The organism is Streptomyces sp. NPDC056987 (genome assembly GCF_042673865.1).
Taxonomy (GTDB): domain Bacteria; phylum Actinomycetota; class Actinomycetes; order Streptomycetales; family Streptomycetaceae; genus Streptomyces.
In genome coordinates, this window is sequence record NZ_JBHURV010000008.1 from 118,822 (window position 1) to 139,767 (window position 20,946).

Annotated in this window: 17 protein-coding genes; 13 read left to right on the forward strand and 4 right to left on the reverse strand. The window is 72.0% G+C overall.

The window, feature by feature from the left end:
* Window positions 1-68 precede the first annotated feature (68 nt).
* The 3 genes from ACFTZC_RS12200 to ACFTZC_RS12210 all read right to left on the reverse strand — a co-directional run bounded on the left by ACFTZC_RS12200 (window position 69) and on the right by ACFTZC_RS12210 (window position 2,151).
* On the reverse strand, window positions 69-842 hold the full coding sequence (locus tag ACFTZC_RS12200; RefSeq protein WP_365807149.1) for an SDR family oxidoreductase: 774 nt from the start codon (window positions 840-842) through the stop codon (window positions 69-71).
* A gap of 111 nt (window positions 843-953) precedes the next feature.
* A complete protein-coding gene (locus ACFTZC_RS12205) occupies window positions 954-1,628 on the reverse strand; it encodes an MOSC domain-containing protein (protein WP_382888711.1) in 675 nt (224 codons plus the stop codon).
* A gap of 154 nt (window positions 1,629-1,782) precedes the next feature.
* Window positions 1,783-2,151, reverse strand: a complete 369-nt coding sequence (locus ACFTZC_RS12210) for a WhiB family transcriptional regulator (RefSeq protein WP_382888712.1) — start codon at window positions 2,149-2,151, stop codon at window positions 1,783-1,785.
* Between the two features lie 424 nt (window positions 2,152-2,575).
* Between ACFTZC_RS12210 and ACFTZC_RS12215 the strand changes: the two genes are divergently transcribed.
* From ACFTZC_RS12215 to ACFTZC_RS12260, 10 genes are all read left to right on the forward strand, one after another.
* On the forward strand, window positions 2,576-3,187 hold the full coding sequence (locus tag ACFTZC_RS12215; protein ID WP_003948568.1) for a response regulator transcription factor: 612 nt from the start codon (window positions 2,576-2,578) through the stop codon (window positions 3,185-3,187).
* Between the two features lie 294 nt (window positions 3,188-3,481).
* On the forward strand, window positions 3,482-4,057 hold the full coding sequence (locus ACFTZC_RS12220) for a sigma-70 family RNA polymerase sigma factor (protein WP_382888713.1): 576 nt from the start codon (window positions 3,482-3,484) through the stop codon (window positions 4,055-4,057).
* A 239-nt stretch (window positions 4,058-4,296) separates the two neighbouring features.
* Window positions 4,297-5,799, forward strand: a complete 1,503-nt coding sequence (gene guaB, locus ACFTZC_RS12225) for an IMP dehydrogenase (protein WP_382888714.1) — start codon at window positions 4,297-4,299, stop codon at window positions 5,797-5,799.
* 37 nt (window positions 5,800-5,836) lie between these two features.
* Window positions 5,837-6,103, forward strand: coding sequence for a hypothetical protein (locus tag ACFTZC_RS12230; protein WP_382888715.1), 267 nt, complete (start codon window positions 5,837-5,839; stop codon window positions 6,101-6,103).
* Between the two features lie 47 nt (window positions 6,104-6,150).
* Window positions 6,151-7,275 carry a GuaB3 family IMP dehydrogenase-related protein gene (locus ACFTZC_RS12235; RefSeq protein ID WP_365807158.1) on the forward strand — a complete coding sequence of 375 codons (1,125 nt, stop codon included), beginning with the start codon at window positions 6,151-6,153 and terminating at the stop codon, window positions 7,273-7,275.
* 176 nt (window positions 7,276-7,451) lie between these two features.
* The gene (locus ACFTZC_RS12240) at window positions 7,452-8,012 is read left to right on the forward strand and encodes an RNA polymerase sigma factor (protein ID WP_382888716.1); all 561 of its coding nucleotides are present in this window, start codon (window positions 7,452-7,454) and stop codon (window positions 8,010-8,012) included.
* Entirely contained in the window at window positions 8,009-8,824 is an 816-nt protein-coding gene (locus tag ACFTZC_RS12245) for a zf-HC2 domain-containing protein (RefSeq protein ID WP_382888717.1), read from the forward strand. Before ACFTZC_RS12240 ends, ACFTZC_RS12245 begins: the two co-directional genes overlap by 4 nt.
* Before the next feature lie 40 nt (window positions 8,825-8,864).
* Complete coding sequence (locus tag ACFTZC_RS12250) at window positions 8,865-9,704, forward strand: ATP-binding cassette domain-containing protein (RefSeq protein ID WP_382888718.1); 840 nt, start codon at window positions 8,865-8,867, stop codon at window positions 9,702-9,704.
* On the forward strand, window positions 9,701-11,095 hold the full coding sequence (locus tag ACFTZC_RS12255; protein ID WP_382888719.1) for a hypothetical protein: 1,395 nt from the start codon (window positions 9,701-9,703) through the stop codon (window positions 11,093-11,095). Before ACFTZC_RS12250 ends, ACFTZC_RS12255 begins: the two co-directional genes overlap by 4 nt.
* Window positions 11,092-11,667 carry a hypothetical protein gene (locus ACFTZC_RS12260; protein ID WP_382888720.1) on the forward strand — a complete coding sequence of 192 codons (576 nt, stop codon included), beginning with the start codon at window positions 11,092-11,094 and terminating at the stop codon, window positions 11,665-11,667. Before ACFTZC_RS12255 ends, ACFTZC_RS12260 begins: the two co-directional genes overlap by 4 nt.
* A 62-nt stretch (window positions 11,668-11,729) precedes the next feature.
* Here the strand turns inward: ACFTZC_RS12260 and ACFTZC_RS12265 are convergent, their stop codons facing one another.
* On the reverse strand, window positions 11,730-12,992 hold the full coding sequence (locus tag ACFTZC_RS12265; protein ID WP_382888721.1) for a nucleotide sugar dehydrogenase: 1,263 nt from the start codon (window positions 12,990-12,992) through the stop codon (window positions 11,730-11,732).
* A 350-nt stretch (window positions 12,993-13,342) separates the two neighbouring features.
* Here ACFTZC_RS12265 and ACFTZC_RS12270 point away from each other — a divergent pair, with 350 nt between their 5' ends.
* The 3 genes from ACFTZC_RS12270 (at window position 13,343) to ACFTZC_RS12280 (ending at window position 20,924) form a co-directional block, all read left to right on the forward strand.
* Complete coding sequence (locus ACFTZC_RS12270; protein WP_382888722.1) at window positions 13,343-15,058, forward strand: glycerol-3-phosphate dehydrogenase/oxidase; 1,716 nt, start codon at window positions 13,343-13,345, stop codon at window positions 15,056-15,058.
* Between the two features lie 413 nt (window positions 15,059-15,471).
* Window positions 15,472-17,454: a serine/threonine-protein kinase gene (locus tag ACFTZC_RS12275; protein WP_382888723.1), complete on the forward strand. Its 1,983-nt coding sequence runs from the start codon at window positions 15,472-15,474 to the stop codon at window positions 17,452-17,454.
* Window positions 17,455-17,681: 227 nt separating this feature from the next.
* Window positions 17,682-20,924, forward strand: coding sequence for a protein kinase (locus ACFTZC_RS12280; RefSeq protein ID WP_382888724.1), 3,243 nt, complete (start codon window positions 17,682-17,684; stop codon window positions 20,922-20,924).
* Window positions 20,925-20,946: the final 22 nt, after the last annotated feature.

The following is a 20,946-nucleotide window of genomic DNA, read 5'->3' on the forward strand; positions in this document are numbered from 1 at the left end:
GGTGACAAGCAGCCGGGCCCGGTACCCCCTGGAGGGGTGCCGGGCCCGGCTGTCGCCGTGGTGCCATGTCACTGCGGACCGTACTTGCGCCCCGCCTTCGACGTGATCCCGCCGAGCAGCCCGCGCGGGGCCAGCTTCGCCGCGCCCATCAGCGCCTTGTAGCGCGGATCCGGTACGGACACGGTCTTCCCACGCGCCAGATCCGCCAGCGCGGCCGCCACCAGCTTGTCCGCGTCCAGCCACATCCACCCCGGGATGTTGTCCGTGCCCATCCCGGCCCGGTCATGGAACTCGGTCCGCGTGAAACCGGGGCACAGCGCCATCAGCCGCACCCCCGTGCCGGCCAGATCCCGCGCCGCGCCCTGGGTGAACTGCACGACCCACGCCTTCGAGGCGCCGTACGTCCCCCGCGGCAGGAACGCGGCGACCGACGCCACATTGACGACCCCGCCCCGCCCGCGCGTCCGCATCCCCGAGACACCGGCCGACGTCAGCCGCAGCACCGCCTCGCAGTGCACCTTCAGCATCGTCAGCTCGTCCTCCATCGACACGTCGAGGAAACGGCCCTTGCTGCCGAAGCCCGCGTTGTTGACCAGCAGATCCACCGCGTGAATCCGGTCCGAGAGCCGCTTCTCCACCGCCTCGATCCCGGCGTCCGTGGACAGGTCGGCGGTGAGCACCTCGGCCTCGATGCCGTGCAGATCGTGCAGTTCCGTGGCCTGGTCCCGCAGGCGCTCGGTGTCGCGGGCCACGAGCACGAGATTGTGCCCGTCCGCCGCCAGCCGCCGCGCGAAGGCGGCGCCGATGCCCGCCGTCGAGCCCGTAATCAGAGCAGTCGTCATACGCGCACGGTAATGCCTGTGCCGCGGCGCCCCGGGCCCCGGCGGGGCCCGGGGCCTCCCGTCCGGGTCTCGTCCGGGTCCTGCCGGGCCCGCCCGGTCCGAACGCGGGCCTTACACGAGACCGCCGTGCTTCGCCACATACGCCCGCGCCACCCGCAACTCCTCCCCGTGCAGCGCCTCCCCGGCCGCGAGGACGCGCGGCAGCAGCTCCCGTTCCGTCGTGCTCGCCCGGAACGCCAGGGCCACCGTCACCTCGTGGTCCGGCCGGTGGACCACCTCGATCGGGTCACCCGCGCGGATCTCCCCCGGAGTGATGACCCGCAGATAGGCGCCCGTCACCGCCTGCCGCGTGAAGCGCCTGACCCAGCCCGCCTCGCCCAGCCACGCCTGGAACGTACGGCACGGGATCCGCCCGCTCGTCGCCTCCAGCACCACCTCGGAACCGATCCGCCAGCGCTCCCCGATCAGCGCCTCCGTCATGTCGAGGCCCGACGTCGTGAGATTCTCGCCGAAACTGCCGTTGGGGAGCGGCCGTCCCAACTCCCGCTCCCAGTAGTCGAGATCCTCCCGCGCGAACGCGTACACCGCCTGGTCGCTGCCGCCGTGATGGCGCAGGTCGCAGACCGCGTCACCGGAGAGTCCGCTCGCCCCCTCGCCCTTGGGGCCCGGATCGGCCACCCGGACGGGACCCTCCGCCGGGCGCTTGTCGATACCCGTGAAACCGCCGGGCGTATCCGTGTACTCCACGGACTTCGGGCGTCCCACATTCACGGTCAGAAGCTTCATGCCGCCACGCTAGTCATACCGGCTCCCGTGATCCACTCATCACCGGCGCGCACGGTGCGCCATGAGCCTTCTCGGGCCGGGCACTCGTCCCCCTGTCCCGCACGGGTACGAGAGGCGTGCAGGAACGTTTCTTCCTTTGGGGGGGAGGCTGCGTTCAGTCGCTCTGCTGAGGGTTTCCCGGCCCGGCTCCCGGGGCCGGCCCCGGCCCGGAGCCCGATGTGGCGGAGTGTGCCGTGATCAGCCGGGTGCGCGCCCGTCCCATCAGCTCTTCCCGCTCGTCCTCCGTCAGCCCGCCCCACACTCCGTACGGCTCCCGTACCGCCAGCGCGTGGGCCGCGCACTCCGCGCGGACCGGGCACCGCATGCACACCTCTTTCGCCGAGTTCTCACGCGCGCTTCGTGCCGCGCCCCGTTCCCCCTCCGGGTGGAAGAAGAGCGAACTGTCCACACCGCGACAGGCGGCGAGCAGCTGCCAGTCCCACAGATCTGCGTTCGGTCCGGGAAGGCGGGAGAAATCTGCCATTGCTCATGTCCCCTTGAAACCGTGCTGAGGCGGATACGCGCCGCTTGGACGCCGGGTACGAGCCCGGCGCGTGCCCGCTCCGGTGCTCCCGACCGTACATCTACTATGTAAGTAGATGTAAATATGACTCATTGCGAATCTAGCTACAGACACCAGTAAAAGTGAAGAAAAGCCGCTAAATGGGGCATGGCTCCGATGGGGTACCGAAAGACGTGCGCCGCTCTCCTCCGTGTGCGTCTCCTCACGGGGAGTGCCGAACTGGGCCGTCGGACCCGTAACTCTTTCGAGTGACCGTCGTTGAGTGTGCGAGGCGGTTGAGAGAATGAGCGATCGGGCACATGTCCGAGAGCGTCAATCGCACAGGTGACGACATGTATCCAGCCTGGAGGCCCAAGGTGACGCGCACTAGCTGCGGAGGACGGTCATGACATCCGTCCTCGTCTGCGACGACTCCCCGCTTGCCCGAGAGGCGCTCCGCCGCGCGGTCGCGACCGTGCCCGGTGTCGAGCGCGTGACGACCGCGGCCAACGGCGAGGAAGTCCTCCGCCGCTGGGGTGCCGATCGGTCGGATCTCATTCTGATGGATGTACGGATGCCCGGTCTCGGCGGCGTCGAGACCGTCCGCCGGCTGCTCTCGGCCGACCCCGGCGCCCGGATCATCATGCTCACGGTCGCGGAGGATCTGGACGGGGTCGCGCTCGCGGTCGCCGCCGGGGCCCGCGGCTATCTGCACAAGGACGCCTCGCGCGCCGAGCTGCGCGCGACGGTCACACAGGCGCTCGCCGACCCGACCTGGCGGCTCGCCCCGCGCCGGCTCCGGTCCGCCGAGATGGGCGCCGCGCCGACGCTCACGGCGCGTGAGATCCAGGTGCTCGAAGGCATGAGCCACGGCCGTTCCAACGCCGAGATCGGCCGTGAGCTGTTCCTTTCGGAGGACACGGTCAAGACGCACGCCCGGCGGCTCTTCAAGAAGCTGGGCGCCTCCGACCGCGCGCACGCGGTGGCGCTCGGTTTCCGCTGGGGCCTGGTCCGCTGACGTACGGACGGCCTTGACCCCTCGCCCGCCGGCGTTCTCCGACGGCGGGCGAGGGTGTGTTCGCGGCGCCGCGTACGGTGCTTTCCGGGCGAAGGGTGAGACAACGTACGCCCGTACACACCCGTTTCCCGCGCTATGCCGCATCCTTGAGATGTGGACTTCCACGGGGACGAGTCGGACGAGCGCGAGGGGAGAGCGCAGGAGATGAGTTCTGCCGCACCCGCTCATAACGCTTCGGTGCACAACTACGGACGCAGTGCCACCGATCAACAGCCGCCAAGGCACCATGGACCGATGCGCGAAGACGAGCCCACGGTGATTGGTGCGCTCGTTCACCGCGCCGTCGACGGCGACGAACGGGCGACCCACGATCTGCTGGCCCGCGTGCACCCGCTCGCGCTGCGTTACTGCCGTACGAGACTCAGCCGGCTGCCGGGTGACGCGCGCCACTTCGTCGAGGACCTCGCGCAGGAGGTCTGCGTTGCCGTGCTGATGGCGCTGCCCCGCTACCGCGACACCGGACGGCCCTTCGAGGCGTTCGTCTTCGCCATCGCCGGACACAAGGTCGCCGACCTCCAGCGGGCCGCCATGCGCCACCCGGGATCCACGGCCGTACCGTCCGACGAGATGCCCGAGCGTCCCGACGACTCGCTGGGCCCCGAGGAGCGCGCGCTGCTCAGCAGCGACGCCGAATGGGCCAAGAAACTGCTGGCCAACCTGCCGGAGAACCAGCGCGAGCTGCTGGTCCTGCGCGTCGCCGTCGGGCTCACCGCGGAGGAGACCGGGCAGATGCTGGGCATGTCCCCGGGAGCGGTACGGGTCGCCCAGCACCGCGCGCTGAGCAGGCTGCGGGCCCTCGCCGAGCAGTGAGGCGGAGCCTCCCGGGCGGTGCTCCGGAGCCTCCCGGGCGGTGCGCGCGGTGCCGAGGGGTGGCGCGCGCGGGCACGGGGAGTGCCCGGGGCGGATACGGGGAGTGCCCGGGGCGTACGGGGCCGTTTGCCGTACGAACGTACAAAGCCGGATCGGTGATCTCAAGCGTGGAATGAGAGGCCCGCGGAGGCCGTTAGCATGGACATCCGCACCGATCAAGGCCATTTGGGGAAGGTGTCATGACTGCAAACGTCGACGGAGTGCCCGAGAAGTTCGCGACGCTCGGGCTGACATACGACGACGTGCTGCTGCTGCCGGGCGCCTCGGAAGTGCTGCCGAACCAGGTGGACACCGCGTCTCTGGTCTCGCGGAACGTCAAGGTGAACATCCCGCTGCTCTCCGCCGCGATGGACAAGGTCACCGAGTCCCGCATGGCGATCGCCATGGCCCGCCAGGGCGGCGTCGGTGTGCTGCACCGCAACCTCTCCATCGCGGACCAGGCCAACCAGGTCGACCTGGTGAAGCGCTCCGAGTCCGGCATGGTGACCGACCCGATCACGGTCCACCCGGACGCGACGCTCGCCGAGGCGGACCAGCTCTGCGCGAAGTTCCGGATCAGCGGCGTCCCGGTCACCGACCGCGCGGGCAAGCTGCTCGGCATCGTCACCAACCGTGACATGGCCTTCGAGGCGGACCGTACGCGCCAGGTGCGCGAGGTCATGACCCCCATGCCGCTGGTCACCGGCAAGGTCGGCATCTCCGGCGTCGACGCCATGCAGCTGCTGCGCCGCCACAAGATCGAGAAGCTGCCGCTGGTCGACGACGCGGGCATCCTCAAGGGCCTGATCACGGTCAAGGACTTCGTCAAGGCCGAGAAGTACCCGCACGCGGCCAAGGACTCCGAGGGCCGGCTGCTCGTCGGCGCGGCCGTCGGCGCCAGCCCGGAGGCGCTGGAGCGCGCCCAGGCACTGGTCGCGGCGGGCGTCGACTTCCTCGTCGTGGACACCTCGCACGGCCACAACAGCAACGCGCTGAGCTGGATGTCCAAGATCAAGTCGAGTGTCGGTGTCGACATCATCGGCGGCAACGTCGCCACCCGGGACGGCGCCCAGGCGCTGATCGACGCGGGCGTGGACGGCGTCAAGGTGGGCGTGGGCCCCGGCTCGATCTGTACGACCCGTGTCGTCGCCGGCATCGGCGTCCCGCAGGTCACGGCGATCTACGAGGCGGCCGTGGCATGCCAGGCGGCCGGGATCCCGGTCATCGGCGACGGTGGCCTCCAGTACTCCGGCGACATCGGCAAGGCGCTCGCCGCCGGGGCGAGCACGGTCATGCTCGGCAGCCTGCTCGCCGGGTGCGAGGAGTCGCCGGGCGAGCTGCAGTTCATCAACGGCAAGCAGTTCAAGTCGTACCGCGGCATGGGTTCGCTCGGCGCGATGCAGTCGCGCGGCCAGGGCCGCTCCTTCTCGAAGGACCGCTACTTCCAGGCCGAGGTCGCCTCCGACGACAAGCTCGTCCCCGAGGGCATCGAGGGCCAGGTCCCCTACCGCGGCCCGCTCGCCGCCGTACTGCACCAGCTGATCGGCGGACTGCGCCAGACCATGGGGTACGTGGGCGCGGCGTCCATCGACGAGATGGAGCGCAAGGGCCGCTTCGTACGGATCACGTCGGCGGGGCTCAAGGAGAGCCACCCGCACGACATCCAGATGACGGTCGAGGCGCCGAACTACACGGGCCGCTGAGGCCACGATCGCGGCTCTTCGCCGAGAGGGGGCTCTGATGCTCTACGCCGTGAAGTACAGCGAGGAAGCCGCCCGCGTACGTGACGGACTGCCGGCGGACCGCCGGGCCCTTCTGGAGCGTGGCCTCGCCGTACTGGCGCAGGAGCCCCGCCCGAAGATGTCGGTGCCGCTCTCGGAGGACGAGTCGACGCGCTCGCTCGCGCTGACGCCGAACATCGGAATCGAGTACCTGGTCAGTGATGGCCTCCTCCTCGTACTCGTCGTCCACGTGATCGACTTCACCCAGGTCCTCCTGGAGGAGTGACCGCGGGGATACTGGCACGGCAGACATAGAGGGAAAGGCCACACATCGTGACTGAGATCGAGATCGGGCGCGGCAAGCGCGGCCGCAGGGCGTACGCCTTCGACGACATCGCCGTCGTCCCCAGCCGGCGCACCCGGGACCCGAAGGAGGTCTCGATCGCCTGGCAGATCGACGCCTACCGGTTCGAGCTGCCGTTCCTGGCCGCTCCGATGGACTCCGTGGTCTCGCCGAGCACCGCCATCCGCATCGGCGAGATGGGCGGTCTGGGCGTCCTCAACCTGGAAGGCCTGTGGACCCGGTACGAGGACCCGCAGCCGCTGCTCGACGAGATCGCGGAACTGGACGAGTCGAGCGCGAACCGCAGGCTCCAGGAGATCTACGCCGAGCCGATCAAGGAAGAGCTGATCGGGCTGCGTATCAAGGAGGTGCGGGACTCGGGCGTCGTCACGGCCGCCGCGCTCTCGCCGCAGCGCACCGCGCAGTTCTCCAAGGCGGTCGTGGACGCCGGGGTCGACATCTTCGTGATCCGCGGTACGACGGTCTCCGCCGAGCATGTCTCGGGAGCCGCCGAGCCGCTGAACCTGAAGCAGTTCATCTACGAGCTGGACGTCCCGGTCATCGTCGGCGGCTGTGCCACGTACACCGCCGCGCTGCACCTGATGCGGACCGGCGCGGCGGGCGTGCTGGTCGGCTTCGGCGGCGGCGCGGCGCACACCACCCGTAACGTGCTGGGCATCCAGGTCCCGATGGCGACGGCCGTCGCGGATGTCGCGGCGGCCCGCCGCGACTACATGGACGAGTCCGGCGGCCGGTACGTCCACGTCATCGCGGACGGCGGCGTCGGCTGGTCCGGCGACCTGCCGAAGGCGATCGCCTGCGGCGCGGACTCGGTGATGATCGGCTCCCCGCTGGCCCGCGCGACGGACGCGCCGGGCAAGGGGCGCCACTGGGGCATGGAGGCCGTCCACGAGGACGTGCCGCGCGGCAAGCTGGTGGACCTGGGCATCGTCGGCACGACGGAGGAGGTCCTGACGGGCCCCTCGCACATCCCGGACGGGTCGATGAACTTCTTCGGCGCGCTGAAGCGGGCGATGGCGACGACGGGCTACAGCGAGCTGAAGGAGTTCCAGCGCGTCGAGGTGACGGTCGCGGACTCGCAGCACCGGCGCTGAGCGCGCGCTCTCTTCCTTTTCCGAGCGAACAGGTTCCGAGCGAACAGGTTCCGAGTGAACAGGCCACCTCCTGAGGAGGTGGCCTTTCTCGTGCCCCGCGCTCGCTGTCCGCTCCTGGTGTGGCGCAGATCACTCCGTACCGAGAACCCTTTCGAAAGGCCCGGCGTCTGGCTCGTGTGAGAGCACGCAGGAGAGCACCGCACCAGCTCGACGAGGAACGCCTCGTCCGCCGGGTGAGCAAGGGCGACCGCGAGGCGTTCGACGAACTGTACCGGCGTACGTCGCCGTGGCTGGCGGTGCGGCTTCGCCGCCGCTGCGCGGACGAGCAGATCGTCGCCGAGGTCATGCAGGAGACGTATCTGGCCGTGTGGCGCGCCGCGGGCGCGTTCGCCGGGAGCGCGGTCGACGGGACCGCCGCCGGGTGGCTGTGGACGATCGCGGCACGCCGCCTGGTGGACGCCTTCCGGCGCCGCGCCCACCACGCCGACCTGCCGGCCGAGGTGTTCGAGCAGGCGAGCGCGCCCGCCGCGGAGGAGGTGGCACTGGCCAGGACCGTGGACGGCGATGTCGGTGACGCCCTGCGGCGGCTGGCGCCGGAACTCCGGCAGGTACTGCAGGCCACGGTGCTCGACGGGTTCTCCGTGAGGGAGACCGCCGTACTGCTCGGGCTGCCCGAAGGCACGGTCAAGACCCGGGCCCGCCGCGCCCGGATCGCGATGCGAAAGGCGCTGACATGAGCGTGGAGCACGCTTCCGCACGGCTGATCCACCAGTACGCGCGGGGTGACACCCTGATCGCCACCGACGAGGTGTGGGCCCTGGAGTCGCACCTGGAGGGGTGCGGGTCCTGCCGCGAGCGGCTGGCGGCCGCGGTCGCCACGGAGTCGCCGGAGCTCACGTCCCTGCTGAGCACCGTGCGTTCCGGTCTGGAGCCTCTGCTGGACGAGGCCGCTCCGATGCCGCGCCGGCGCCGGTGGACGCGGCTGTCGGCGTGGCTGACCCCGGTGCTGGCCCCGTGGCTGTTCATGCCCCTGTGCCTGACGCTGATCGCGCTGCTGCTGGAGGCCGTCGCCCCGGACTTCGGGGAGGTGTCGCCGCTGCTGCTGCTGGCTCCCGTCCTCCCGCTGGTCGGTGTCGCCGCTTCCTGGTCACGTCATCTGGACCCGGCGCACGAGCTGACGGCCGCCACACCGAGGGCCGGGCTGTATCTGCTGCTGCGACGCACCACGTGCGTGCTCGCGCTGCTCATCCCCGTACTGCTGGTGGGCGGGATGGTGACGGGGGTCGCCGCCGCGCAGTGGCTGCTGCCCGCGCTGGCCTTCGCCGCGGCGGCGCTGGCGCTGGGGAGCGTCATCGGGGTCAACCGCGCCGTCGTCTCCCTGGGGGCCGTGTGGGGGGCGGTGATCCTGGCGCCCGCCCTGATCACCAGCCGTACGCCGTTCGTCCTCCGGCCGGAACAGCTCCGGGTGTGGGGGCTGCTTCTGGTCCTCGGCGTCGGCCTCCTGATCGCCCGCAGGGGCGTGTACTCCGCACGGGGCGGCTCCCATTGACATGGGGCGGCTCACATCGAACACGAGAAAGGGTCACCGTATGACAGCCGCAGCCGCGGCGAACTCGGCCGACATCGCGCCGAAGACGTATGCGTGGGAAATCCAGGCGAAGGATCTGAAGGTACGGGCCGGGCGGAAGAAGATGGCCGTCGACGGCCTCGATCTCTCGCTCGGCCTCGGGGCCCACGGCCTCCTCGGCCCCAACGGGGCGGGAAAGACCACCCTGATCCGGTCGCTGTCGACCGTACTGCGCCCCGCCGCGGGCGAACTCGCCCTGTTCGGGACCTCCGTGGGCGGGCTGACCGACCTGCGGGCGCTGCGTCGCCGTATCGGCTACCTGCCGCAGGAGTTCGGCTACTACAAGCGCTTCACCGTGCGGGAGTTCGTCGAGTACATGGCCTGGCTGAAGGAGGTGCCGAAGAGCGAGATCCCCGCCGCCGTCCAGCGGGCCGTGGAACGGGTGGGTCTCGCGGACCGCGCCGACCAGCGGATGAAGTCACTCTCCGGCGGCATGGTGCGACGGGCCGGGATCGCCCAGGCCATCGTCAACGACCCCACCCTGCTGCTGCTCGACGAGCCCACGGTGGGCCTCGACCCGGCGCAGCGGCTGCGCTTCCGTGAACTGCTGCAGGAGCTGGGCCGGGAGGCGTGCGTGATCGTCTCCACCCACCTGGTCGAGGACGTCGCCGCCGCCTGCTCCGACGTGGTCCTCTTCGCCGACGGCCGCCTCGTCTTCCAGGGCACCCCGGACGAACTGGCCGCGGCGGGCGACGCGAAGCAACCCGGCGACAGCCCGCTGGAGCGCGGCTACTCGGCGCTGCTCAGCGGCTCCGGGCAGGACTCCGGGCAGGACTCCGGGCAGGAAAGGAACACCTGGTGAACGGCCGCGTACTCCGTATCGAGCTGAGGCGTTCCGCCGCCCCGTGGGCGGGCCTGGTCGTCGTGGCGGGCGCCCTGGGGCTCCTCGCGCTGCTGGACGACCCGTGGTGGGGAGGCACCGCACCGGGTACGTCGCAGTGGACACCGATGGCGCTGCTGACCCGTACCACGCTCTACTACGTCCTGCCGCTCGTCGTGGGTGTCGGGGCGCTGCACGGGATGCGTGACGCCCGCTCCCGTACGACCGAGCTGCTGACGACCACCCCGCGGCCCGCGTGGAGCCGTGCGATGCTCCCGGCGGGCGCGACGGCGATCGCGCTGGTGTCGGGCTTCGGTCTGCTCACCCTGTGGGGCGGCGTCCAGGTGTTCATGTCCGGCACCTCCTACACCCACCTCGGGTGGCTGCCGATCTCCCTCGTCGGGGTGCTGGCCCTGGTGGCGGGGGCCTGGTTCGGCATGGGGGTGGCCCGCGCGCTGCCCTCCGTCCTCACCCCGCCGCTCCTGGTGGTGGCCTGCCTCGCGGCGATCATCCTGACCCAGCAGAACGCGGACGGGGCGCTGCCGTCGGGCGCCGCGCCGAACCGGGTCTCGCTGCTGTCGCCGGCTTCCCCGCAGCCGCGGGAGATGCTGCTGACCCTCACCGGCCAGGTCCACCTGGGCCAGACGCTCTGGCTGCTGGGCCTGCTGGCCACCGGGTTCGCGCTGCTGGTGGCCGTGGGGCGCCGGGCCCGGCTGCTCGCGCTGACCCCCGTCCTGGTGGGCGCCGTCCTCGCCCTGTCCGTGCTCCCGGCCGAACCGCGCCAGTCGTACGTCGTCGACCAGGCCGCCGCGGCACTGGTCTGCGACGGGCCGGTGTGTGTGACGCGGGTGCACCGGGAGGCCCTGGACGAGATGGCGCCGCGGGGCGAGGAGGCGCTGCGCGTGCTGCGCCAGGCACTGGGCGACCGGGCCCCGGACTCCGTACGGGAGGAGACCGCGCTGCGCGGGTCCCTCGACACCCGGAAGCCGTCGGCCGACACGGTGCTCGTGGACTTCGACGACCCGCTCCTCGCCGGACGCGAGGGCAAGGACCTCACCCGCTATCTGGTCGCGCAGGGGCTGGCGCCGAACTGCTACGCGCGCTCCGTCCGGGAGAGCGGCACTGTGGGGGACGTCGTCACCCAGAGCGTGGCCGCCGGCTGGGCGCTCGGGGACCGCGCGCTCGTACCGCTGGAGAAGGCGACGGAGGACGCGTACGCGAAGGAGGCATGGAAGGAAGGGGAGGCCGCGTGGGACAGCCTCTCCGTGGCCGGGCCGGCCGAGCAGCGCGCGCGGATCGCCGCGATGCGCAAGGAATCCCTGGCCTGCTCGTTCGACGGTATGAAGGCGCTGAAGGGGGGCGCGTCCCGGTGAGATGGCTCCTCCTCCACGCGCGGGCGCGGCAGGCACCGGCGTCGGCCGCCGCCCTCGCGCTCACCGCGCTGCTGGTCCTCTATCTCGCCCCGGGGGACGGGGACGCGGCCGTCGACCCGCGCGTGCCGCTCCTCGCCATCGGCCTGGGAGTGGCCGCGGCCGCCGTCGGGCTCGGCGGTGCCGACGTCGCGCTGGAGCGGACGGCGGCGATCCGGTGGGCGGTCCGCCGGGCGGCGCATGTGCTCCTGATCGCCGCGCTCGTCAGCGCGGTGCTGATGCTCTCCGGGGTGGCGGGGCCGGGACTCGCGCCCGTCGAGTCGGTCGTCCGAGGCAGCGCCGGGCTGACCGGTCTGGCGGCCCTGGGGGCGACACTGTGCGGGTCGGTCCACGCGTGGGCCCCGCCGATGGGCTGGCTCGGTTTCACCCTCTTCCTGCCCGCTCCGTCCGGCACCGTGGGGGAGATCGCCGGCTGGATGCTGCTGCCGCCGGGTACGGAGGTGGCCACCTGGACCGCGTCGCTTCTGCTGGCGGGGGGCACCGCGCTCTACGCCGTGGTGGGGGAGCGGCGGTGACGCGGGGGACGGTGACGCGGGGGCGGTGCGGCGGTGCCGCCCCCGGGGCCGGTGACGCGGCCTCAGAGGCGGTACGCCGCCCCGGCCGGGCTCGCGCCGCGCGTGTCCAGCAGGAGCTGCGCCTTGACCGCCAGGCCCTGGAGGTCGTACGTGCGGTGGTGCTGGAGAAGCACCGTCAGGTCCGCGTTGGCGGCGGCCTCGTAGAGGGAGTCCGCGCGGGGCACGGGCTGTTCGCGTACGCGCCAGTCGGGGACGTACGGATCGTGGTAACTGACCGCCGCGCCCAGGTCCATCAGCCGGCAGGCGATCTCCGTCGCCGGTGAGCTCTGCTGGTCGGCGAGGTCCGGCTTGTAGGTGACGCCCAGCAGCAGCACCCTGGCCCCGCGCGCCGACTTGCCGTGCTCGTTGAGGAGGGCGGCGCAGCGCTGGATGACGTACTGCGGCATCCGGTCGTTGATCTCCTGGGCGAGGCCGACCATCCGCAGCGGATGGCCGGGCGTACGGCCCGCGTGCGGCAGATAACCGGGGTCCATCGGTACGCCGTGGCCGCCGACGCCCGGTCCCGGCCGGAACGCCTGGAACCCGAAGGGCTTGGTCTCCGCGCAGCGGATGACGTCCCAGAGGTCTACGCCGAGGTCGTGGCAGAGCACGGCCATCTCGTTGACGAGGGCGATGTTGACGTGCCGGAAGTTGGTTTCGAGGAGCTTGACCGTCTCGGCCTCGCGCGGGCCGCGGGCCCGTACGACCTTGTCGGTCAGCCGGCCGTAGAAGGCGGCGGCGGACTCGGTGCAGGCGGGGGTGAGGCCGCCGATCACCTTGGGGGTGTTGGCGAAGCCGTGGGTGCGGCTGCCGGGGTCGAGCCGGCCCGGCGAGTACGCGAGGTGGAAGTCGCGGCCGGCGCGGAGCCCCGAGCCCTCTTCGAGGAGGGTGCGGAGGAAGCCCTCCGTGGTGCCGGGCGCGGCGGGTGACTCCAGCAGCACGGTGGTGTGCGGGCGCAGCCGGGCGGCGAGGGCGCGGGCCGCTGTACCGAGGGCGGTGAGATCGGGGGTGCGGTCGGCGCCGAGGGGGGTGGGCGCGCAGATCACGGCGGTACGGACCCGGCCCAGCTCGGCCGGGCTGGTGGTGGGCCGGAAGCCGCCGGCGAGCATCCGGCGGACGTCGGAGGCGGTGAGCGGGCCGTCGACGGGGGTGTGGCCGGCGGCGAGTTGCGCGACGGGGCGCGGGTCGGTGTCGAAGCCGACGGTCTGGATCCCGGCGGCTACGGCGGCCTGGGCGAGGGGCAGTCCGAGATGACCGAGTCCGATGACGGCGAGATCTGCGGGCATGGCGGTGGCCGTCCTTCCCTTAGCCGGAGTGGACAGTGAGCGCAAGCCCTGTGGACAGAACGAGCGAGCGCACTGTCAGACTAGGCGTAAATATGACCGTTATGCGGCATTGCGTGGCCGGGGAGTCGCGCCGTTCGTGGCGGTGTCCGCCCGTCGGTCGTACGCCACCGGCATCTCGTTCGTACGGCACCGGCATCCCGTTCGTACGGCGCCCGCTTGCCAGTCGTACGGCGTCGGCTTCGCGAGGACGGGTCCGGCCGGGGTTATCCACAGCCGGTGGCTGAAGTCGGTGAGTGCGGACAGAATCGAGATGTGAGCCCGACCACGTGGGGGACGACGGGAGGCAAGCGGTGAGGACAGCGACACTGGGACCCGCGGAGCGTGTCCAAGCGCTCGCGGCGATGGCCGAGCGCGAGCTGGACGTACTGGTCGTGGGCGCGGGTGTGGTCGGAGCGGGGACCGCGCTCGACGCCGCGACCCGCGGTCTGGCGACCGGACTCGTGGAGGCGCGGGACTGGGCCTCCGGCACGTCGAGCAGATCGAGCAAGCTGATCCACGGCGGTCTGCGCTATCTGGAGATGCTCGACTTCGCGCTCGTGCGGGAAGCCCTCAAGGAACGGGGGCTGCTGCTGGAGAAGCTGGCGCCCCACCTCGTGAAGCCGGTGCCGTTCCTGTATCCGCTGAAGCACAAGGGCTGGGAGCGGTTCTACGCGGGCTCGGGCGTCGCGCTGTACGACGCGATGTCCGTCTCGTCCGGGCACGGCCGGGGCCTGCCGGTCCACCGCCACCTCTCCCGGCGGGGCGCCCTGCGCGTGGCACCCTGCCTGAAGAAGGACGCCCTGATCGGCGCCTTGCAGTACTACGACGCCCAGATGGACGACGCGCGCTTCGTGGCCACCCTGGTCCGCACGGCGGCCACGTACGGCGCGCATGTCGCCAGCCGGGCGCGCGTCACCGGCTTCCTGCGGGAGGGGGAGCGGGTGGTCGGTGCCAGGGTGCGGGCCGTCGACGGGGCCGTGGCCGGCGGGGAGTACGAGATCCGGGCGAAGCAGGTCGTGAACGCGACCGGGGTGTGGACGGACGACACCCAGGCACTGATCGCCGAGCGCGGGCAGTTCCATGTCCGCGCGTCCAAGGGCATCCATCTCGTCGTCCCCAAGGACCGGATCCATTCGACCACGGGGCTGATCCTGCGGACGGAGAAGTCGGTGCTCTTCGTCATCCCCTGGGGCCGTCACTGGATCGTGGGCACCACGGACACCGACTGGGACCTGGACAAGGCCCATCCCGCGGCCTCCAGCGCCGATATCGACTACCTGCTGGAACATGTCAACGCGGTGCTGCACACGCCGCTGACGAGGGACGACGTCCAGGGGGTGTACGCGGGGCTGCGTCCGCTGCTCGCCGGCGAGTCCGACGCGACGAGCAAACTGTCGCGCGAGCACACGGTCGCGCATCCGGTGCCAGGCATGGTCGTCGTCGCGGGCGGCAAGTACACGACCTACCGGGTGATGGCCAAGGACGCGGTGGACGAGGCGGTGCACGGCCTCGACCAGCGGGTGGCGGAGTGCGTCACGGAAGACGTGCCGCTGCTCGGCGCCGAGGGGTACCACGCGCTGTGGAACGCGCGGGCCAGGATGGCGGCGCGCACGGGTATCCACGTGGCGCGCGTGGAGCACCTCCTGAACCGCTACGGGACCCTGGTCGAGGAGGTGCTGGAGCTGATCGCCGCGGATCCGGGACTCGGCGAACCGCTGGGCGGCGCGGACGACTATCTGCGCGCGGAGGTGGTGTACGCGGCGTCGCACGAAGGGGCCCGCCACCTCGACGACGTACTGACGCGGCGGACCCGGATCTCGATCGAGACCTTCGACCGGGGGACGCGCAGCGCCCGGGAGTGCGCGGAGTTGATGGCGCCGGTGCTGGGGTGGGACAAGGGCCAGATCGAACGGGAGGTGGAGCACTACGAGAAGCGGGTGGAGGCGGAGCGGGAGTCGCAGCGGCAGCCGGACGACCAGACGGCGGACGCGGCGCGGCTGGGCGCGCCGGACATCGTGCCCACCTGATTTCGGGGAGTTTCAACCGTTGCAGAAGTGACGGGAGCAACGGGAGTTGAGTCATCGGCAGCTCTCCGCCGTACTGACCACAAGCGCGTGTGGGCAGCGCGCGCCGTGGGTGGTCGGGTGTGTCAACTCGCCCTCGATTGAGACGGGAGGGGGGACATGGGAGATACTCCCGTAACTCCCCTCGGGCTCCACACGTCACATCATGCTCAGCCGTTACCGGGCATCTGTTCCGTTTTCCGAACGGGTGCCTGACCGGCGGGGTGCTGGGCCGGGCCCGGGGTAGTGGCAGGGTGGGGGCCCGGGAGCAGTCGTCGTCCCGGAGTGAGGGACAATGAAGGCTCTGCCAGGGCGCGTTACGGCACCGCGTGGTGAGGGCAGTCGCGGGCCAGGATCAGGGATCGCAGAGGGGACGCATGTCGGAGTCGGAGCAGTCGCGGGACACGGCGGAGGAACCTCGGCAGGACGCGGGGAAGAGCGCCGCCGGCAGCCCGGAAGGGCGCCTGCTCGCGGGCAGGTACCGGCTCGGCGGGGTGCTCGGGCGCGGTGGCATGGGCACGGTGTGGCGGGCGCTCGACGAGACGCTCGGCCGCACGGTCGCGGTGAAGGAACTCCGCTTCCCCTCCAGCATCGACGAGGACGAGAAGCGCCGGCTCATCACCCGCACGCTGCGTGAGGCCAAGGCGATCGCCCGGATCCGCAACAGCGGCGCGGTGACGGTCTTTGACGTCGTGGACGAGGACGACCGGCCGTGGATCGTCATGGAGCTGGTCGAGGGCAAGTCGCTCGCCGAAGCCGTGCGCGAGGACGGGCTGCTGACGCCAAGACGGGCCGCCGAGGTCGGGCTCGCCATTCTCGACGTGCTGCGCTCGGCGCACCGCGAGGGCATCCTGCACCGCGATGTGAAGCCGTCGAACGTACTGATCGCCGAGGACGGCCGTGTCGTCCTCACCGACTTCGGGATCGCGCAGGTCGAGGGCGACCCGTCGGTCACCTCGACCGGCATGCTCGTCGGCGCCCCGTCCTACATCTCCCCGGAGCGGGCCCGTGGCCACAAGCCGGGTCCCGCCGCCGACCTCTGGTCGCTCGGGGGACTGCTGTACGCGTCGGTGGAGGGCAGCCCGCCGTACGACAAGGGCTCGGCGATCGCCACGCTGACCGCCGTGATGACCGAGCCGCTCGACCCGCCGAAGAACGCGGGCGCGCTCACCGAGGTCATCTACGGGCTGCTCGCCAAGGACCCCGAGCAGCGGCTCGACGACGCGGGCGCGCGGGCCCTGCTGGAGGACATCGTCCAGGCGCCGGAGGCGGAGCCCGAGCCGCCGCTCGACGCCACCCGGGTCGTCCCGATGCCGGTGCTGCCCGAGGAGCCGGCCGAGCGTCCTGCCCGTAAGCCCGCCGGAGAGTCGGCGGGCGACCGGGTGCGCGGCGCGCTCCGCCCGGCGCGGAAGACCCCGGTGCCGGCCTCGGCCGCGGCGGTCTCCGTCGGCTCGGCGGCCACCGCCTCGGCGTCCGCGGGGCCGGCACCGGAGCCCGCGGCGGCCCCGTACCGGCCGGCCACGCAGCGCGCCTCCATCACCGACGTGGTGCCCCGGCGCACGCTGGTGATCATCGCGGTCGTCGCCGCGGTCGCGCTGATCTCCACGGTCCTGATGGTCGCCCTGACCGGCGGTGACGAACAGGACGCGGGCGCGGGCCAGGCAGGCGACCGTAACAGCGAGGCGCCGGCCGTCCCCAAGGCCGCCGGTGCGAGCGGCAGTCCGGACGACGAGGGCAAGAGCACGGCCGAGAAGGGCAAGGACGCCGTCGCCACGGGTGGTTCGCACTCCGACGACGACTCCGACTCCAACTCCGGCAAGGGCTCGTCCGACGACTCCGACGACGACGGGAAGCACGGCGACGGCAAAGAGGACGACGGCGACGGCTCGGAGGCGGGGCTGCCCGACGGGTACACCACCGTGAGCGACGGCCGGTTCCGCTTCACGATGGCGATGCCCGAGGACTTCAAGCGGACCGCGATAGCCGGCGCGAACTCCGGTGGCATCTACAACGCGTCCGAGGGCGCGTTCCCGCGCGTCCAGGTCGACTTCAACGCCAAGCCCACGGACGACGCCGCGGCCGCGTGGCGGGGGGCCGAGCCGGCGGTCGCGGGCAGTAGCAGCAACTACAAGCTCCTCGGCATCAAAGAAGTCGAGTTCAACGGCTACCCGACCGTCGCGGACTGGGAGTTCGAGCGTCAGCAGGGCGGCGAGCGGATACGGGTGCTCAACCGGGGCTTCAAGATGGACGGCACGCACGGTTACTCGATCATGGTGAGCTGCAAGGCGAGCGAGTGGGACGACACGGAGTGCAGGACCCTCCGCGAAACCGCGCACGCCACATTCGCGTCCAAGGACTGAGCGGGACGAACGGACGGGTGAGTTCCGGCGGCGGACGGGAAGGATGCGGAATACCGGATGCGAACGTTCCGCAGCGGGTTGCCGAGACCCTGCGGCATGTTCCCCCGCCGCCACGTATCGTGAGAACTCGCGAACCGTACGCATCCACAATGAGCCGGTAAACGACCGGAATTGGCGGTTACGCGGGTCTCCGTGACCAGGAGACGGCCTGTTTGTGGGGAGGCGTCGTGGACGAATACGCGGGTCGAGTGCTCGCAGACCGCTATCGCCTGCCGTTGCCGCCCTCCGACGAGTACGAACTCGTCGAGACGCGCGCGTTCGACACGTACAGCGGACAGGAAGTCCTCGTCAGGCAGGTGCCGCTGCCGGAGGTCGTGGAGGCCGAGGTCGTGGAGACCGACGGCGGAGCGTCCCGGCGCGTCCACGGGCGTTCCTCGGCACGAAGGCATACGGATCCGGCGGTACGGCGGGCCATCGAGGCCGCGCAGAGCGCCGCCCAGATCCCCGATCATCCGCGCCTCGACCAGGTCTTCGACGTCTTCGCGGAGTCCGGTTCGCTGTGGATAGTGAGTGAACTGGTCGCCGCCAGGCCGCTGGCCGCGCTGCTCGCCGAGAAGCCGCTCAATCCCTACCGGGCGGCCGAGATCGCCTCCGACGTGCTCACGGCCGTACGCGTGGTGCACGCGCACGGCTGGACGCACCGGAACATCACCGTCCGTACCGTGCTCGTCTGTGACGACGGGCGGGTCGTGCTGACCGGGCTCGCGGCGGGCGCGGCCGAGGAGGCCCTGTGCGGCTACGCGCCGGTGCCGGAACCGCCGGATCCCGATCCGGAGCCCGCCCTCGAACCGGATCCTGACGCCTACTCGGGGCAGGCGCAGGGGCAGGATTCCGATCCGGTCGACGGGACGGGACGGCTGGGCGCCCAGGGGCACTTCGGCCCGGACGGGCAGCTCGGCTCCGAGGGGCGGCTCGGGCTGCCCGAAGGGTTCGCGCCGTCCGGCGCGGTGCCCGGTGCCACCGGCCAGGGACCGGCGTACGAGCCGGGGCCGACGGCGGGCCTGCCCGGCTCCTCCGGGCGCGCCGAGCTGGAGAAGGCGCGCCCCGACTCCCCGTACCGGGAGGGTGGCTCGTCCGGTACGTCCGGTGCTTTTCCCCGGCCGCAGGGCGCGACCCCGGGGGTGCCGGCCCCGTTCGGCGGCCAGCCCGCGCTGCCGAGCGGTAACGCCTCGGGGGACATCCGCGCCGCGCGCGCCGGCGCCATCGCCGCGTACCGCGCGGGCGCCCGCGCCGCCGCGCGGGCCGGCGAGGACCAGAACACCGGCAGGACCGTGGTGCCCCCGCTTCCCGAGCCCGGCACCGGCACCGGTACCGGCTCCGTGGGTACCGGGACCGTGGGTACCGGGACCGGCGCGGATTCCGGTGCGGGCGGAACGGCGGACAGCGGCACGCGGAACGGGCCCCAGGTGGCGCCGCGCGGGGCCGGTCCCGAACCGGACTGGTGGGCCCAGCCGCGCGGCTTCTCGGCCGCCGATCCGGACGGTGACGCAGACGCGGACGAGGACGACGACCCGCCCACCCCCTACCGCCCCCAGCTCGCCGGGACGTGGCGCGACGGCCCGGCGTCCTGGAACGACGCCTCGGGCTCCGTACCCGCCGGCGGCGGAGGTCTTCCGGGGGGCGGCCTCCCGGGTGGCGGCCCAGGGCCGTACGGCACGGGCGGCGCCGCCTCCGGGCTGCCCGCGCACGGCGACGCGGACCACCGGCCCGGTACCGACCTGGTCATGGCAAGCGGCGGCGACACCCCGTACTCCGGCACCGGTCCGGGTACCGGCGCGGGCTCCCCGGCAGGCTTCGGGCCCGGCGCCGGGGCGGGCGACGTCGGGGCGGCCCGGACGAGCCTCGGCACCGGCCGGTGGGACGAGGTCATGTCGAACAGCGCCTCGCCCGCCTACCGCGGCCCGGCCACGCCCCTCGCGGCCGAGCGCGCCCGGCAGGCCCGGATCGCCGTCGTCGGCGCCGTCACGGAGCGCTGGTCGCCTGAGCAGGCCGGTCCCGTACACGAGAACTGGCAGCTCGCGCCGCCGATCGGACCCGCCACCGACCTGTGGGCGCTCGGCGCGCTGCTCTACCGCGCGGTGCAGGGTCATGCCCCGTATCCGGAGGAGAGCGCCATCGAGCTGGTGCAGCTCGTCTGCGCCGAGCCGCCGGCGTTCGCCGAGGAGTGCGGCCCGCTGCGGCCGGTCGTCGAGTCGCTGCTGCGTCAGGACCCCACCGAGCGGCCGGATTTCGAGGAGCTGCGCGGCTGGCTGCGCTCGCTCGTGCGCTCCGCGCCCGAGCCGGAGGCAGGGCTGGACGTCGTCCCGCTGCTGTCCGAGGACGCCACGCGGCTGCCGATAAAGCGGCGCAGGGGCGAGCTGGTCCGCCGGCGCCGGCGCCGGGACCTGGGGCGGCACCGCCAGAAGAAGGGCAACGAGCGCAAGGAGAAGGCGGGGAGGGCGGAGAAGGCCGGGAAGTTCGAGACGGCGGGCAGGCCCGCCAGGGGCGACGCCGAGGAGCTGAGGCGGTACGAGGCGCCGCTGGGGCCCGGGACCGAGGAGCTCTTCCACCGGCAGGACCGGCAAGGCAGGCAGGACCGGAACGACCGCTTCGACGACCGCTCTCCGGACGGCGGTCTGGACAGCATGCTGAACGCCGGGTCCGACGACCGGCCGGGCGGCCGGTCGGGAAGCCGGCGGGACCGTGACGACAAGAGGCGCGGCCCGCGCTCCCTGGGCCGCAATCTGCTGGTGCTGATACTGCTCCTCGTCGTCGGCGCCGTCGTGTACGCCGTGATGTTCCTGCCGAAGGCCGATACGACCCAACAGCAGGGGCAGCGCGTCAGCGAGGCGTCCCCGGGCGCCTCCTCCGCGCCGCGGTCCCCGGATCCCACCCCGACCGGCGAGGCGTCCTCCGGCACCCCGACGGGCAGCCCGAACACCTCCGCGCCACAGACCTCGGGCCCCGCGGACAATGTCGCCGACGGTTACGAACTGCGGGACGACACCGAGGGTTTCCGCACGGCGGTCGACAAGGACTGGCAGCGGCGCCCCATCAACGACAGCGGCCAAGTCCGCTACGTTGGAGGAGACTTCACCCTGATCGTCGTCCCCGGCCGGGACAGCGTGGCGGACAACGGCGACGACCCGCTCGCCTATCAGCGTGACAAGGAGCGTGAGCTCCAGCCGTTCCGCGACTCCTCCTGGTCCAGCGCCACCGGACTGCGCCGGATCGACGTGGGCAGCCAGGCCATGGCGGAGGGTCAGTACACCTGGCAGGACAGCAGCGGACGCCAGGTCTACGTACGGAACTTGGCGATGATCATCCAAGGCCGCTACCACATAGTGCAGGTCATCGGCCCGGACGACCAGCGTGACAAGGTCTCCGAGATATACCAACAGGCCACCGGTACCTACCGTGTGACGGGCTGAGAGGACCCGAGCTTCCCGTCAC